Genomic DNA, 14,899 nt, shown 5'->3' with positions numbered 1-14,899 from the left:
GTCCGGCATGACGGGGGAGTGTGGAGCTGTCCAGCCGCCGCAGGTGAAGTATCGCAAGGAGCAGATGCCAGATGTTAATCGTCCTCATCCGGCGTCTCGTCAGTCTCATCATCACGCTGTTTGCCGTTTCACTCATCATCTATGTCGTCATGGGCCTGCTGCCGGGTGATCCGGCGGCCATCATGCTCGGCACTTCGGCGAGCCCGGATACGCTTGCCGCGCTGCAGAAGCAGATGGGTCTCGATCAGCCCTTGCCGCTGCGTTACCTCCACTGGCTCGCCGGCGTTTTCCGCGGCGATCTCGGGCAATCCTATACCTATGGCGTGCCGGTGGCGGGGCTGATCCTGGAGCGGCTGGCCGTCACCCTGCCACTTGCGTTGCTGGCCGTCTGCCTGTCCGTCACCATTGCCATTCCGCTTGGCGTGGCGGCCGCGAAGAACCGCAACGGGGTGCTGGATTTTGCGGCCGGGCTGTTTTCCCATCTCGGCATCGCCGTGCCCGGTTTCTGGGTTGGCCTGCTGCTGATCATCGTTTTTTCCACCACGCTCGGCTGGATGCCATCAGGCGGTTTTCCCGGCTGGACGCCGAGTTTTTCGGCAGGGCTCATGGCGCTGGTGCTGCCTGCCATTGCCCTGGCGCTGTCTCAGGCCGGCGTTCTCACCCGCGTCTGCCGCTCCGCCGTGCTTGAAGTGATGAATGAGGATTTCGTGCGCACCGCCCGCGCCAAGGGCCTGAGCGAGCGGGTGGCGCTGTGGCGGCATGCGGTGCCGAATGCGATGATCCCCGTTGTCACCATGATCGGCCTGCAATTCACCTTCCTCATTGCCGGTGCTGTGCTGGTGGAAAATGTCTTCAACCTGCCGGGCCTCGGGCGGCTTGCCTATCAGGCGCTGACCCAGCGCGATATCGTCGTCATGCAATCCGTCGTGCTGTTCTTCTCGGCGCTGGTCATCGTCATGAATTTCGTGGTCGATATCGCCTATCTCTTCATCGATCCGAGACTTCGGGCAGGTGCGCGATGATGCGATTTATCCGCCGCCGCCCGGCCTTTGCCGCCGGCATCGCCGTCACGGTCTTTCTGGTCGCCGTCGCCCTGCTGTCCCTGGTCTGGACGCCGGTGTCGCCCACCAAGATACAGATCGTGCAGAAGCTGAAATCGCCCTTCGTTTATGGCGGCCTCGGCACGGATCATTTCGGCCGCGACGTATTGTCGATGTTGATGGCGGGTGCGTGGAACTCGCTGTCCACCTCCATCGCCGCCGTCGCCATCGGCGCATTTATCGGCACGGCCATCGGCGTCGCGGTCGCGGCCCTGCGTGGTTTTACCGAAACCGTTGTCATGCGCATCTGCGACATCATCTTTGCCGTGCCGCCGATCCTCTCGGCCATGATGCTCGGCGCTTTTATCGGCACGGGGCGTTTTACCGCCATAATCGCCATCGCCACCTTCATGGTGCCGGTCTTTGCCCGGCTGACGCTCGGCGCCGCACTGCAGATTTGGGCACGCGAATATATCACCGCCGCCACCAGCATCGGCCAGAACCGCGCCAAGATCACGCTTTTCCATATCGTGCCGAATATTTCCAACCAGATCATCGTGCAGGTGACCATCCAGCTCGGTCTTGCGATATTGACGGAAGCAGGCCTTTCCTTCCTCGGTCTCGGCATGCCGCCGCCCGCCGCCACCTGGGGGCGGATGCTGGCGGACGCCCAGACCTATCTCGGTGTGGCGCCCTGGCTTGCCATCATGCCCGGCCTTGCCATTGCGCTTGCCGTCTTCGGCCTCAACCTTCTCGGCGATGGCCTGCGCGATCTGCTGGACCCGCGCGATACGAGCTGATCGCCTAAAGCCGATATCGCCCCCATTTCCTGTTTTTTTGACGAGACGATGCCATGACCGATCTCATAGACCTCAACACGCTCGAAATCCTGGCGCTTTACCGGGAAAAGACGCTGTCGCCCTCGGAATATTGGCAGGCGGTGGAGGCGCGCATCGAGGCTTTCGAGCCAACTGTGAATGCACTTTATGCCTACGACCCGGAAGATGCCCGCAGGCAGGCAGCGGCTTCGACGGAGCGTTGGCGGAAGGGCGAGACGCTCGGCCCGCTCGATGGGCTTCCGGTCTCGCTGAAGGAGCTCATCGCCACGAAAGGCCATCCCGTACCGCTTGGCACGAAGGCGGTGGAACTGGTTCCGGCGCTGGAGGACGCGCCGGTGGCCGCCCGCTGCCGGGAAGACGGCGCAATCCTCTACGCCAAGACCACCTGCCCGGATTATGGCATGCTCTCCTCCGGCCTTTCCAGCTTCCACAAGCTCAGCCGCAATCCGTGGGATCCCACCCAGAACCCCGGCGGCTCCAGTGCCGGCGCGGCCTCGGCGGGTGCGGCGGGGTATGGCACGCTGCATGTCGGCACGGATATTGGCGGCTCGGTGCGGCTGCCGGCCGGGTGGACCGGGCTCTTCGGTTTCAAGCCGAGCCAGGGCCGCATCCCGGTCGATCCCTATTATACCGGCCGCTGCGCCGGCCCGATGACCCGCACGGTGGTTGATGCCGCCTATGCCATGGCGACGCTTTCGCGGCCCGACTGGCGGGACGGCACCTCGCTGCCGCCGAACACCATTGACTGGATGGATCTCGATATCGATGTGAAAGGCCTGAAGATCGGCCTGATGCTGGATGCCGGCTGCGGCCTGCCGCTGGAGGATGAAGTGCGGGACGCCGTGCTTTCCGCCGCGAAGCTGTTCGAGGTGGCCGGCGCCATCGTCATTCCGGTCGAGCCGGTGCTGACGCGCGCGATGCTGGATGGGCTGGACGATTTCTGGCGCGCGAAATTCTGGGGCGATATGGCGGCGCTGAGCGATGAACGCCGCGCGGCGATCCTCCCCTATATCCTCGAATGGGCCGGGAAGGGGGCGGAGGTCACCGGTTCGCGTGCGGTCTTCGGTTTCAACCAGACCATGGAAATGCGCAGAGCCTGCGGGCGGCTGATGCGGGAGGTGGATGCGGTGATCTCACCCACCAATCCCATCGTGTCCTATCCGGCGGACTGGGCCTCACCCACCAACGATCCCGCACGCGCTTTCGAACATATCGCCTTCACCGTGCCGTGGAACATGTCGGAACAGCCCGCATCCTCGATCAATTGCGGTTTCTCTACTTCCGGCATGCCGATCGGCCTGCAGATCGTCGGTCCCCGTTACGAGGATCTGTTCGTGCTCAAACTGTCCAGGGCCTTCGAGGATTGGGGCGGTGGTGTAAAACACTGGCCGCAGCCGCCGCAGGCCCGCTGATCCCACCTTTATCGGCCATGTAGTATTGCCATAATACCCGCATCTGCGCCCGGCCTGTTAGGTTGCGTAAAGGCATTCGAAAACGGGAGGAGCAGACATGCCGAAGACGATTTTGATGATCACCGGCGATTTCGCCGAGGATTATGAGACCATGGTGCCGTTCCAGACGCTGCTTGCGGTTGGCCACACGGTGCATGCCGTCTGCCCCGGCAAGAAGGCGGGCCAGACCATCGCCACGGCCATCCATGATTTCGAAGGCGACCAGACCTATTCGGAAAAACGCGGCCATAATTTCGCGCTCAACGCCACCTTCGCCGATATCAAGGTGGCGGATTACGATGCGCTGGTCATTCCGGGCGGTCGCGCGCCGGAATATCTCCGCCTCAATGCGGATGTGCTCTCGGCGGTGAAACACTTTTTCGAGGCCGACAAGCCGGTGGCGGCCGTCTGCCACGGTGCGCAATTGCTGGCGGCTGCGGGCGTGCTCAAGGGCCGCACCTGCTCGGCCTATCCCGCCTGCCGCCCCGAAGTCGAGTTGGCCGGCGGCATCTATGCCGATATCGCCATCGATGCGGCCGTCACCGACGGCAAGCTTGTCACGGCGCCCGCATGGCCGGCGCATCCGGCCTGGCTTTCGCAATTCATGGCCGTGCTCGGCAAATAAGACCGGCGGAACGGGGCTTTTTCCGGCCCCGTTTTCCGCCTATCCTTGTGAGCGTGGTGAGGGAGGAAACCATGTGCAAGCTCTTCATCAAGGCAGACCCCACGCTTTGGGAAAGCCATACGCGGTCGCTCAGGATCGATGGTATGGTCACGAGTGTGCGGCTTGAAAATTTCTTCTGGGCGACGCTGGACGAGATCGCACGGCGCGATGGCATGAACAGCGTGCAGCTCATTGCCAAGCTTTATAATGAATCGATCGATGCCGGGCACGATCTCGGCAACTTCACCTCGTTCCTGCGGGTCTGCTGCGGGCGTTATCTCGCGCTTCAGCTTTCCGGCGATATTCCGGCGCGGACGGATATTCCGATTGCGGCGCTGGATGCGGACAGCATTCTCGATGCGGAGAAGGTGAATTATCACTAGTTGGCAACTTTGCGCTTGATAGTTGGTCAACTTGTATTCGACGTCATCCTCGGGCTTGACCCGAGGATCCACCATCACGTACGGCAATGGATCCTCGGGTCAAGCCCGAGGATGACGGTGGAGAGGTTCTTGTGACGCAGGGAACGGCGTCTCCTCAGCTCTTCAGCGCCCTCGGATCGAGCGCATCACGCACGGCATCGCCGATGTAATTCACACTCAGAACCGTCAGCGAAATCGCCAGCCCCGGCCACAGCACGCGCGATGGCGTCAGCTGCAGGAAGTTGGCGCCATCAAACAGCAGCCGTCCCCAGGTCGGAAAGTCGGAGGGAAAGCCGAGGCCGAGGAAGGAGAGCGCCGATTCCGTGATGATGGCGGCGGCAATGCCGAGCGTGGCCGAGACCATGATCGAACTCAGCACATTCGGCAATATATGCCGCAGAATGATGCGATATTCGCGCATGCCGCTCGATTTCGCCGCCATGATGAATTCCTGGCTTTTGATCGTCAGCACATCGCCGCGCACGATACGCGCGGTATGCATCCAGCTGGTTATCCCGATCACGAAAACGATCAGGATGAAGATGCCGGTTTCGGGTCCGAAGGCGGCACGCAGCGTATCGCGAAACAGCATCAGGATGACGAGCAGCAGTGGCAAAAGCGGTAGCGCCAGGAACAGGTCCGTCAACCGCATCAGCGGCCCATCCAGATTTCGGAAATAGCCTGATAGCACCCCCACCAGCGTACCGAGAAACAGCGCCAGCAGCATGGCGGTGATGCCGACGGCAAGCGAGATGCGCCCGCCGGCCAGAACCTGCGCCAGCATGTCCTTGCCGAGATTGTCGGTGCCGAAGGGATGCGCGAGCGACGGCCACTGGTTGCGCGCCTTCACATTGATAGCGTTGGGCGCCACGGTGTGGATATAGGGGCCGACATAGACCGCAAGCAGGATGAAGACGAAGACGAAGAGCCCCGCCACGCCACCCTTGTGGACGCGGAACTGTTTCCAGATATCGGCAAGGGCGGATTGCGTGGGGGTGGCCGCAACCGTCGGCGCTGCGATGGTGGCGTCAGTCATAGCGGATCCTCGGGTCGAGAATGCCGTACAGCACGTCGGCAATCAGGTTGAAGAGCACGATCAGCACCGCGAAAATGAAGGTCAGCGTCTGCACCAGCGGGATATCCGCCCCCTGAACGGCTGTTATCAGCAATTGGCCGAGCCCGTTCACGCGGAATATCTGCTCGGTGATGATGGCGCCGGAAAAGATCGTCGGCACGCCGAGTGCGATGACGGTGACGACCGGGATCAGGCTGTTGCGCAGCACGTGGACGAGCAGCACGGATTTTTCCTTCACGCCCTTGGCGCGTGCCGTGCGCACATAGTCCTGATGCAGATTGTCGAGCATGGAGGCGCGCACGAAGCGGCTGATCTGCGAGACGTTGTAGAGCGTCAGCACCAGCACCGGCAGGAACATCTGCTTCACCTGCGCTACAAAGCTTGCCCAGTCCGAGACCCTCAGATTGGTGTCGTAAACGGATGGGAACCATTGCAGATAGGAGCTGAAGATAACGACCAGCAGCACGCCGGTGAAGAAGGTCGGCACCGAATAACCGACCATGGAGACGAAGGTGCCGATCTGGTCGAAGATCGAATATTGCTTATAGGCGGAAATGACGCCGATCGGGATCGCCAGCAGCGCACCGAAGAGATAGGCAAGGCCCACCACCCACAGCGTCTGCGGCATGCGCTGGATGACGAGATCGACCACCGGGCTGCGTGTCGCCCAGGAGAGCACCCGCATACGGCTGCCATCGCCGATCTGCCAGCCGGTCAGCCTTTCGAAGAGGTTCAGCGGTTCGTTGATGAAGAATTGCTGCAGCCACATCAGATAACGGATGAGGAAGGGCTGGTCGAGACCGAGCGAGGCGCGGATCTTTTCGCGCACTTCCGGCGGAATGGTGAGCGGCAGGTCGCCGGTCGGGTCGTTCGGCGCAAGATCGAGCAGCGCGAAGATGACGAAGCTGATGACGAGCAGCGTCGGTACGGCAAAGGCAAGCCGCCGGAGCGTAAAGGTAAACATCTGAAACTCTCCAGACCCAGAGCGCGGCAGGACGAAAATTGGGAGCGTTTTCGCCGTAACGCGGCAAATGTGTCTTCAGAACATGGTCCAGGGGCATGCAGAAGGCCGGCCTCTCCGGGGGGAGAAGCCGGCGCATCCGCGTGTTATTTCTTGCGGGACCAGTCCGCGACGTTCCAGAGTTCCGAATCCCAGGCATTCATGCGAACGCCTTCCAGCGTCAGCGAATGCGAGGAAACGCTGCCGCGGTGGATGAGCGGAATATGCGCGCCTTCCTCCGTCAGCATGTCGTTGAGCTGCTTGGAAATCTCTCCGCGCTTGGCAAGGTCGGCGGTCTTGGAGAGTTCACCCACCAGCTTGTCGAATTCCGGGTTGCAATAACGCGGAATATTCTGGCCCTGCCAGCCATTTTCAGGCGCGGGAATCTTGTCGCACAGCCATTCCGCCAGATATTTTTCCGGGTCCGTGCCATCGAAATTGTTGGTGTACATTTCGACGTCGGCATAGAACTTCTGGAAGGTGTCCGGGCTCGCCGGATCGCCGCCGAAGAAGACCGAGGCGCTGACATTGCGCAGTTCGGAAGCGACGCCGATCTGCGACCACATGTCCTTCACCAGTTCCTGCGTGGCCTGGCGAACCGAGTTGGTGGAGGTCTGGTAGAGGAAGGAGAGCTTCACGCCATCCTTGGCGCGAATGCCATCTGCACCCTTCACCCAGCCGGCGTCGTCCAGCAGCTTGTTTGCACCTTCCACATCCTGCTTCAGGCACCAGCTGTCATTCTTGGTGGAAGCGAAGGCTTCCGGAGCCGGCACGATGTTGCAGGTCGGCTTGCCCGCTTCGCCGTAACCGGCCTCGTCGATGATATCGCGGTCGATGGCAAGCGAAAGCGCACGGCGCACGGCCGGGTCTGATATGGCCGGGTGCGGGCCGCCCTGCTTGGTGGAGCGCTTGTCGCCCAGCGAAGGATCGGGATTGTACCAGTTGAGATTGATACGCTCGACCTGCGTGCCGAAGGCGGTTTCCAGCTTGCCTTTACCGGCGGCCACCATGGTCGCGAGAATTTCCGGCTCCACCTGCATGTTCCAGGCATAGTCGAATTCGCCGGTTTCCAGCACGGCGCGCGCGGCGGAAGCGGCATCGCCGCCGCCCTTCAGGGTCGCCGTGGCGAAGGCGGGCTTGGCGGGGTCGCGATAATTGGTGTTGGCGACGAAGCTGATCACGTCATTCGGCTTGAAATCCTTGACCACGAAGGGGCCGGTGCCGATGGGACCGAAATTGGCGGATGTGCAGCCGGGTGCGGCAGCGCCGACGCAGTTTTCAAACTGCTTCTTCTGAATGACCGGCGACTGTGCGCCGACGAATGCGGAATAGGGGTAAGGTTTCGGTTCGGTGAAGCTGATCTTGACGGTATGGGCGTCGACGGCTTCGACATTCTTCACGCCCTCATATTGCGCCGCCTGCGCGCAGCCGCCATCCGGTGCGAGGCAATATTTCCAGGTGAAGATCACGTCCTCGGCGGTGAACGGCGTACCGTCAGACCATTTCACGTCGCTTTTCAGCTTCCAGGTCATGCTGAGCAGATCCTTCGCGACGCCGCCATTGTCGATCGTCGGAATTTCGGTGACCAGCATCGGCACCAGTTCACCCTTTTCGTCGTAACGCGCCAGCGGCTCAATCACCATGGACGAGCTGTAGACTTCCTTCGTGCCAGCGGAAAGATAAGGGTTAAGTGTCGATACGGCCTGCCAGAACAGGATTTTCAGTTCGCCGTCACTGCCGCGCTCGGCATGGGCGGCAGAGCCTGCGAGAGCCATGGCCGCCACCGTGCTGGCAAAGAGAACGCTGCGCTTCTTCATCGTGGTTTTTCCCCTTTTTGGATTTTATCTGTTTGAATGTTTGACGCTTTTCCTGTCGTCATGTGCAAGGTCTTTTGTTCTAAGTATTTGACTTTGCTAAGGAATAATCCTCCATTCCCGATGATGCTATTGTCAGTTTTTTTGAAAAGCAAGTCCCAATGTCTCTTTGATGAACAAAATTTGAGCCATTCAGTTTTGGGCCTATTTTTCGCTCATGCAGCAAATTTCATGCTTGCAAAACGAGAAATTCCAAACGCAATATGGCGTCCGACAACCCGGCGGGGAACAAAAAAAGGGAAAAAGAGAATGCCGATATTGAACCGTGTGGCTGAAATGCAGGAAGACGTTGCCGGCTGGAGGCGCCATCTGCATGAACACCCGGAACTGCTCTACGATGTCTTCGAAACATCGAAATTCGTTGCCGAAAAACTGAAATCCTTCGGCTGCGACGTGGTCGAGACGGGCATTGGCAAGACCGGCGTGGTCGGCATCATCAAGGGGCGGCACGGGGATGGCCCGACCATCGGTTTCCGCTCCGACATGGACGCGCTGCCGATCCTCGAGACGAGCGGCAAGCCCTGGGCGTCTAAGACGCCGGGCAAGGCCCATTCCTGCGGTCATGACGGGCATACCGCCATGCTTCTGGGTGCGGCGCAATATCTGGCCGAGACCCGCAATTTCAAGGGTTCCGTGGCCGTGATCTTCCAGCCCGCCGAAGAGGGCGGTGCGGGTGCGCTCGCCATGCTGAACGACGGCATGATGGATAAATTCGGCATTTCGCAGGTCTATGGCATGCATAATGAGCCGGGCATTCCCGTCGGGCAATTCGCCATCCGCAAGGGTTCCACCATGGCGGCGGCGGATAGTTTCGAGATCGTCATCACCGGCAAGGGCAGCCATGCGGCCGCACCACATCTTTCCATCGATCCGGTGCTGACCTCTGCACATATAATCATCGCCCTGCAATCCATCGTCTCGCGGGAAACGGACCCGTTGAAATCGCTGGTCGTCACCGTCGCCACCACCCATGGCGGCACGGCCGTCAACGTCATTCCGGGTTCGGTAACGCTGACCGGGACCGTGCGCACGCTTCTGCCGGAAACCCGCGATTTCGCCGAAAAGCGCCTGAAGGAAGTGGCGACCGCCACCGCCATGGCGCATGGCGCGACCGTGGAGGTGAAATATCATCGCGGTTATCCCGTCACCTTCAACCACAGCGACGAAACCGAATTTGCGACCGGCGTGGCGATGGGCGTGGCGGGTGCCAACGCCGTCAACACCAATCCCAACCCGCATATGGGCGCCGAGGATTTTTCCTACATGCTGGAAGCGCGCCCCGGCGCCTTCATCTTCATCGGCAATGGCGATACCGCCGGGCTGCACAATGCGGCTTACGATTTCAACGACGATGCGCTGCCCTATGGCATCAGCTACTGGGTTTCGATGGCCGAAACCGCACTTGCTGCATAAGACATCCGGCGGCCCTCGTGGCCGCCTTCTGCTTTTCAGGAGATCGGCATGCTTTTGGCGGCGACATCAATGGAACAGACCGGCGGTTCGGTAAGCCCGGTTCTATCGGTTCAGAATCTCACCACATCCTTTCGCGTCGATGGCGGCTGGAAATCCGTGGTCCGCAATATGAGTTTCGAGATCGCGCCGCGCGAAACGGTGGCGATCGTCGGTGAGAGCGGTTCGGGCAAAAGCGTCACTTCGCTCTCCATCATGCGGCTGCTCGATAAAAAGACGAGCCAGATCGAGGGCAGCGTCATGCTCGGCGGCCGCAATTTGCTGGCGCTGCCGGAAGAGGAGATGCGCAAGGTTCGCGGAAAAGACATTTCGATGATCTTCCAGGAGCCGATGACCAGCCTCAACCCGATCTTCCCGATCGGCAAGCAGATCGCCGAGGCGCTGACCGTACATCAGGATATTTCCTCTTCCGCCGCGCGCGCCGAGGTCATCCGCCTGCTTGAGAAGGTCCGTATTCCCAATGCGAAGAACCGTTTCGACGATTATCCGCACCAGTTTTCCGGCGGCATGCGCCAGCGCGTGATGATCGCCATGGCGCTCGCCTCCAAACCGAAGCTGCTGATCGCGGACGAGCCGACGACGGCGCTTGACGTCACCATTCAGGGCCAGATTCTCGACCTCATCAAGACGCTGCAGGAAGAAGAGGGCATGTCGGTCCTGTTCATCACCCATGATATGGGTGTGGTGGCGGAAGTCTCGGACCGCACCATCGTCATGTTCCGCGGCGATGTGGTGGAAACCGGCACCACCGACGACATCTTCCATCGCGGCCGCCATCCCTATACGCGGGCGCTGCTTTCGGCGGTGCCGAAGCTCGGCTCGATGAGGTCGCGGGTGCTGCCGGCCCGTTTCCCGATCATCGATATCAAGACCGGCGAAAGCCAGCCGGTCGCGGAGGTGAAGGACACGGTCTCCGGCGGCCGCACGCCCATTCTTTCGGTCAAGGACCTCACCACTCGTTTCGATATCCGCACCGGCCTTTTCGGTCGCAAATCCGGTGCCGTGCATGCGGTGGAAAAGGTCTCCTTCGATCTCGCCAAGGGCGAAACCCTGTCTCTCGTGGGTGAATCGGGTTGCGGCAAGTCCACCACGGGCCGCTCGATCACCCGGTTGATCGAGCCGACATCCGGCAATGTCATGCTCGATGGTTACGAGGTGCTGAAGCTCGACAAGACGACGCTGCGCACCATGCGCCGCAGCGTGCAGATGATCTTCCAGGACCCCTTCGCCTCGCTCGATCCGCGCATGAGCATCGGCACGGCGATCATGGAGCCCTTTATCGAACATCGCCTCGGAACCAAGCCGCAGGCCCGCGAAAAGGCGGCGGACCTTCTGGAAAAAGTCGGCTTGAGCCCGGATATGATGCGGCGCTTCCCGCATGAATTTTCCGGCGGCCAGCGCCAGCGCATCGCCATTGCCCGCTCGCTGATGCTTGACCCCAAGGTGATCGTCGCCGATGAGGCGGTCTCGGCGCTCGATGTCTCGATCAAGGCGCAGGTCTGCAACCTGCTGCTCGACCTGCAGCAGAGCCTCAATCTGGCTTTCCTGTTCATCTCGCACGATATGGCTGTCGTGGAGCGCGTCAGCCATCGTGTGGCGGTGATGTATCTCGGCGAGATCGTCGAGATCGGCCCGCGTGCGGCGGTTTTCGACAATCCGCAGCATCCCTATACCAGGAAGCTGATGTCCGCCGTTCCGGTGCCGGACCCAGCGCGGCGGCAGATCCGGCGCAACATGGCGACGGATGAGATCAAAAGCCCGATCCGGCCGGTGGATTATGTGCCGCCTGAGCGCCATTACCGCGAGGTCTCGGCCGGGCATCTGGTGCAGGAAGCGGCTTGATTGAGCAATACCGGCTTCGGGCTGAGCGCTGGTAAGGAACCGGGCGGTCGCCACGCGTTTCTTCTCCCCACCGGGGAGAAGTCCGCGGCAGCGGGATGAGGGGGCAAGCTCTCCGTATATCTCTGCGCTTGCCCCCTCATCCGACCCTTCGGGCCACCTTCTCCCCGGCGGGGAGAAGAAAAATGCCGCACCGTCACGCCAAATGATTTAGGCTCACCAGGCGCTCCTCTCACATCCCCCGTTTGACAGCCGACGCAAAAAAATGCCAGCAAATGCGCAAGCATAATTCCTAGAGGGCAGCGGCATGGCCAGACGAAACGACGCACATGGACGGCTGGACGATGCGGCCCGCGCCGGCTGGCTTTATTATGTCGCCGGCCGCACGCAGGATGAGATCGCCGCCGCCATGGGCATTTCCCGGCAATCGGCGCAGCGGCTGGTGTCGCTTGCCGTCGCCGAGCGGTTGATCAAGGTCCGGCTTGATCACCCCATCGCCGCCTGTCTCGAAAAAGCCGAACGGCTGAAAGAAAAATTCGCTCTTAGATATATCGAGGTGGTGCCGAGCGATCCGGCCGGGGTCTCCTCCACCGTCGGCATTGCCGAGGCGGGCGCGGCGGAAATCGAGCGCTGGCTGAAAAATGCCGAGCCCATCGTGCTCGCCATCGGCACCGGCCGTACCTTGAAGGCCGCCGTAGACCAGCTGCCGCCGATGGAATGCCCGCAGCATCGCATCGTCTCATTGACGGGAAATATCGGACCTGACGGATCGGCCGCCTATTATAACGTCATCTTCAGCATGGCGGATGCCATCAAGGCGAGGCATTTTCCGATGCCGCTGCCGGTGCTCTGCTCTTCTGCGGAAGAGCGGGAGTTGCTGCATGACCAGTCCATGGTGCGCTCCACGCTGGCGCTCGGCGCTGCGGCCAATGTCACTTTCGTCGGTGTCGGCGAACTTGGCGAGAACGCACCGCTCTGCGTCGATGGTTTCCTCGGTGTGGATGAGATGAAGGCGCTGATGGCAAGCGGGGCGGTCGGCGAGATTTGCGGCTGGATGTATGATGCCAATGGCCACATTCTCGAGCACGCCGTCAACGAGCGCGTCGCCTCGGTTCCCATCCCTTCACGAGAGACCTGCACGATCATCGGCATGGCGCAGGGCGCGCGCAAGAACGCCTCGATTCTGGCGGCGCTGAGGGGCGGTCTGCTGAACGGCCTCATCACCGATGAAGTGACGAGCGAATATTTGCTCACTCACTGAGCAAAAATTAAACACATAAAATCAAAGGCTTGGTTTTTCCATGTGCGTCGCAGCACAGGATGTCGCTTGACTTTTTTGCCCATGAGGTGAGTAAATGCCCTAGAGCAAAGCGAATGCTCATCATTTTTCTTCTGGGAGGAAGATATGACATTGAAGACCATTTTGCTGGGCGCATGCTCGGCACTCGCCTTTTCGACCCTTGCTTCCGCCGAGACGCTGACGATTGCCACCGTGAACAACGGCGACATGATCCGCATGCAGGGTCTGACCTCGGACTTCACCACCAAGAACCCCGACATCAAGGTTGAGTGGGTGACGCTTGAAGAAAACGTCCTGCGCGAGCGCGTGACGACCGATATTGCCACCAATGGCGGCCAATATGACATCATGACCATCGGTAACTACGAAGTGCCGATCTGGGCCAAGCAGGGCTGGCTGCTGCCGCTCGAAAAGCTTGGCGACAAATATGACGTCGACGATCTGCTGCCCGCCATCCGCGGCGGCCTCTCCAGCGAAGGCAAGCTTTACGCCGCGCCTTTCTATGGCGAATCCGCGATGATCATGTATCGCAAGGACCTGTTTGAAAAAGCCGGCCTGAAGATGCCGGATAGCCCGACCTGGGAATTCATCGGCGACGCCGCCCGCAAGATCACCGACCGCAAGGCCGATATCAACGGCATCTGCCTGCGCGGCAAGGCCGGCTGGGGCGAAAACATGGCCTTCATCAGCGCGCTCACCAACTCCTTCGGCGGCCGCTGGTTCGATGAAAACTGGAAACCGCAGTTCGATCAGCCGGAATGGAAGAGCTCGCTGCAGTTCTACGTCGATCTGATGAAGGATGCCGGCCCGTCCGGTGCCTCCTCCAACGGCTTCAACGAAAACCTGACGCTGTTCCAGCAGGGCAAATGCGGCATGTGGATCGACGCCACGGTTGCTGCTTCCTTCGTTTCCAATCCGAAGGATTCCACCGTTGCCGACAAGGTCGGTTACGCCATTTTCCCGACCCATGGCGAGCTGAAGAACCATGGCAACTGGCTGTGGTCGTGGAACCTCGCGATCCCGAAGAGCTCGCAGAAGGCGGAAGCGGCCGAGAAGTTCATCTCCTGGGCAACCAGCAAGGAATATACCGAGCTCGTCGCTTCAAAGGAAGGCTGGGCAAACGTGCCTCCGGGCACCCGCACCTCGCTTTACAAGAATGCCGAGTATGAAAAGGCAGCCGCCTTCGCCAAGCCGACGCTTGCCGCGATGGATGCCGCCGACATCACCAAGCCGACCGTAAAGCCCGTGCCTTATACCGGTGGCCAGTTCGTGGCGATCCCTGAATTCCAGGCGCTCGGCACCACGGTCGGTCAGCTGTTCTCGGCGGTCGTTGCCGGTCAGTCCAGCGTCGACGATGCGCTTGCGGGCGCCCAGTCGACCGCGACGCGTGAAATGACCCGCGCCGGTTACATCAAGTAATCCTCCCGAAGATCGCTGTCCGGCGCCAATGCCGGGCAGCGAACCTTGGGGATGGCAGGCCGCCGGTCTGTACGGTGGCGTTTAAGCCTTTCAAATCAAAACAAGAATGAGCCGGTTCTTCCGGATATGCCGGGCGCATGTCGTGACGCCCAGGCCCAAGGGGAGGTGAGTGCAATGGCAACTCGAAACACGAGCGGTCTGGCGCGGGTGATGCTTGCGCCATCGGTGCTGTTATTGCTGGTGTGGATGATCGTGCCTCTGGCGATGACGCTGTGGTTCTCGTTCCAGAACTACAATCTCCTCAACCCGGCCAATGTCAGCTTTGCGGGTCTCTTCAATTACCAGTATTTCTACACCGACCCGGCCTTCTTCCAGTCGATCTGGAACACGCTTTTGATCGTCGGCGGCGTACTTCTGATCACCGTCATCGGCGGCATCGCCATTGCGCTTCTGCTCGACAATGACATTTTCGGCCAGGGCATCGTGCGCATCATGATCATCTCGCC

Annotated in this window: 13 protein-coding genes; 10 read left to right on the top strand and 3 right to left on the bottom strand. The window is 60.7% G+C overall.

Features of this window, described 5'->3' with window-relative positions; translation table 11 throughout:
* The first annotated feature begins 71 nt into the window (after positions 1-71).
* The 5 genes from ACIQUH_RS09330 to ACIQUH_RS09310 all read left to right on the top strand — a co-directional run bounded on the left by ACIQUH_RS09330 (position 72) and on the right by ACIQUH_RS09310 (position 4,377).
* Positions 72-1,022: an ABC transporter permease gene (locus ACIQUH_RS09330; protein WP_400814066.1), complete on the top strand. Its 951-nt coding sequence runs from the start codon at positions 72-74 to the stop codon at positions 1,020-1,022.
* Positions 1,019-1,840, top strand: a complete 822-nt coding sequence (locus tag ACIQUH_RS09325) for an ABC transporter permease (RefSeq protein ID WP_400814064.1) — start codon at positions 1,019-1,021, stop codon at positions 1,838-1,840. The genes ACIQUH_RS09330 and ACIQUH_RS09325 overlap by 4 nt, the downstream gene beginning before the upstream one ends.
* A 53-nt stretch (positions 1,841-1,893) precedes the next feature.
* Positions 1,894-3,291 carry an amidase gene (locus tag ACIQUH_RS09320; protein WP_400814062.1) on the top strand — a complete coding sequence of 466 codons (1,398 nt, stop codon included), beginning with the start codon at positions 1,894-1,896 and terminating at the stop codon, positions 3,289-3,291.
* Between the two features lie 97 nt (positions 3,292-3,388).
* The gene (locus ACIQUH_RS09315; RefSeq protein WP_400814060.1) at positions 3,389-3,955 is read left to right on the top strand and encodes a DJ-1/PfpI family protein; all 567 of its coding nucleotides are present in this window, start codon (positions 3,389-3,391) and stop codon (positions 3,953-3,955) included.
* A 71-nt stretch (positions 3,956-4,026) separates the two neighbouring features.
* Positions 4,027-4,377, top strand: coding sequence for a ribbon-helix-helix domain-containing protein (locus ACIQUH_RS09310; protein ID WP_142859062.1), 351 nt, complete (start codon positions 4,027-4,029; stop codon positions 4,375-4,377).
* 154 nt (positions 4,378-4,531) lie between these two features.
* On the opposite strand, the gene ACIQUH_RS09305 is transcribed toward ACIQUH_RS09310, so the two are convergent.
* The 3 genes from ACIQUH_RS09305 to ACIQUH_RS09295 form a co-directional block, all read right to left on the bottom strand.
* Entirely contained in the window at positions 4,532-5,452 is a 921-nt protein-coding gene (locus ACIQUH_RS09305) for an ABC transporter permease (protein ID WP_400814057.1), read from the bottom strand.
* A complete protein-coding gene (locus tag ACIQUH_RS09300; RefSeq protein ID WP_400814055.1) occupies positions 5,445-6,455 on the bottom strand; it encodes an ABC transporter permease in 1,011 nt (336 codons plus the stop codon). The genes ACIQUH_RS09305 and ACIQUH_RS09300 overlap by 8 nt, the downstream gene beginning before the upstream one ends.
* Positions 6,456-6,598: 143 nt before the next feature.
* Positions 6,599-8,308, bottom strand: coding sequence for a peptide ABC transporter substrate-binding protein (locus ACIQUH_RS09295; protein ID WP_400814052.1), 1,710 nt, complete (start codon positions 8,306-8,308; stop codon positions 6,599-6,601).
* Between the two features lie 306 nt (positions 8,309-8,614).
* On the opposite strand from ACIQUH_RS09295, the gene ACIQUH_RS09290 reads away from it, so the two are divergent.
* The 5 genes from ACIQUH_RS09290 to ACIQUH_RS09270 form a co-directional block, all read left to right on the top strand.
* On the top strand, positions 8,615-9,778 hold the full coding sequence (locus ACIQUH_RS09290; protein WP_400814050.1) for a M20 aminoacylase family protein: 1,164 nt from the start codon (positions 8,615-8,617) through the stop codon (positions 9,776-9,778).
* Positions 9,779-9,826: 48 nt separating this feature from the next.
* Positions 9,827-11,677 (top strand): ABC transporter ATP-binding protein, encoded by a 1,851-nt coding sequence (locus ACIQUH_RS09285; protein WP_400814047.1) that lies wholly within the window; start codon positions 9,827-9,829, stop codon positions 11,675-11,677.
* A 304-nt stretch (positions 11,678-11,981) separates the two neighbouring features.
* Entirely contained in the window at positions 11,982-12,935 is a 954-nt protein-coding gene (locus ACIQUH_RS09280) for a sugar-binding transcriptional regulator (protein ID WP_400814045.1), read from the top strand.
* Positions 12,936-13,079: 144 nt separating this feature from the next.
* A complete protein-coding gene (locus tag ACIQUH_RS09275) occupies positions 13,080-14,393 on the top strand; it encodes a sugar ABC transporter substrate-binding protein (protein WP_003524929.1) in 1,314 nt (437 codons plus the stop codon).
* Positions 14,394-14,567: 174 nt separating this feature from the next.
* Positions 14,568-14,899: sugar ABC transporter permease (locus tag ACIQUH_RS09270; protein ID WP_162727524.1), on the top strand; the 332-nt coding region annotated here is incomplete at its 3' end.

Source organism: Agrobacterium sp. NPDC090283, from assembly GCF_044769685.1.
GTDB lineage: Bacteria > Pseudomonadota > Alphaproteobacteria > Rhizobiales > Rhizobiaceae > Agrobacterium.
The sequence above is the reverse complement of the archived record's forward strand: the minus strand, read 5'-3'. Positions and strand labels throughout refer to the sequence as shown.

What these genes read in the sequence shown, in the direction of transcription:
- ACIQUH_RS09330 (WP_400814066.1), top strand. Translation starts at nt 72, where the DNA reads ATGTTAATCGTCCTCATCCGGCGTCTCGTCAGTCTCATCATCACGCTG.
- ACIQUH_RS09325 (WP_400814064.1), top strand. Translation starts at nt 1,019, where the DNA reads ATGATGCGATTTATCCGCCGCCGCCCGGCCTTTGCCGCCGGCATCGCC.
- ACIQUH_RS09320 (WP_400814062.1), top strand. Translation starts at nt 1,894, where the DNA reads ATGACCGATCTCATAGACCTCAACACGCTCGAAATCCTGGCGCTTTAC.
- ACIQUH_RS09315 (WP_400814060.1), top strand. Translation starts at nt 3,389, where the DNA reads ATGCCGAAGACGATTTTGATGATCACCGGCGATTTCGCCGAGGATTAT.
- ACIQUH_RS09310 (WP_142859062.1), top strand. Translation starts at nt 4,027, where the DNA reads ATGTGCAAGCTCTTCATCAAGGCAGACCCCACGCTTTGGGAAAGCCAT.
- ACIQUH_RS09305 (WP_400814057.1), bottom strand. Translation starts at nt 5,452, where the DNA reads ATGACTGACGCCACCATCGCAGCGCCGACGGTTGCGGCCACCCCCACG.
- ACIQUH_RS09300 (WP_400814055.1), bottom strand. Translation starts at nt 6,455, where the DNA reads ATGTTTACCTTTACGCTCCGGCGGCTTGCCTTTGCCGTACCGACGCTG.
- ACIQUH_RS09295 (WP_400814052.1), bottom strand. Translation starts at nt 8,308, where the DNA reads ATGAAGAAGCGCAGCGTTCTCTTTGCCAGCACGGTGGCGGCCATGGCT.
- ACIQUH_RS09290 (WP_400814050.1), top strand. Translation starts at nt 8,615, where the DNA reads ATGCCGATATTGAACCGTGTGGCTGAAATGCAGGAAGACGTTGCCGGC.
- ACIQUH_RS09285 (WP_400814047.1), top strand. Translation starts at nt 9,827, where the DNA reads ATGCTTTTGGCGGCGACATCAATGGAACAGACCGGCGGTTCGGTAAGC.
- ACIQUH_RS09280 (WP_400814045.1), top strand. Translation starts at nt 11,982, where the DNA reads ATGGCCAGACGAAACGACGCACATGGACGGCTGGACGATGCGGCCCGC.
- ACIQUH_RS09275 (WP_003524929.1), top strand. Translation starts at nt 13,080, where the DNA reads ATGACATTGAAGACCATTTTGCTGGGCGCATGCTCGGCACTCGCCTTT.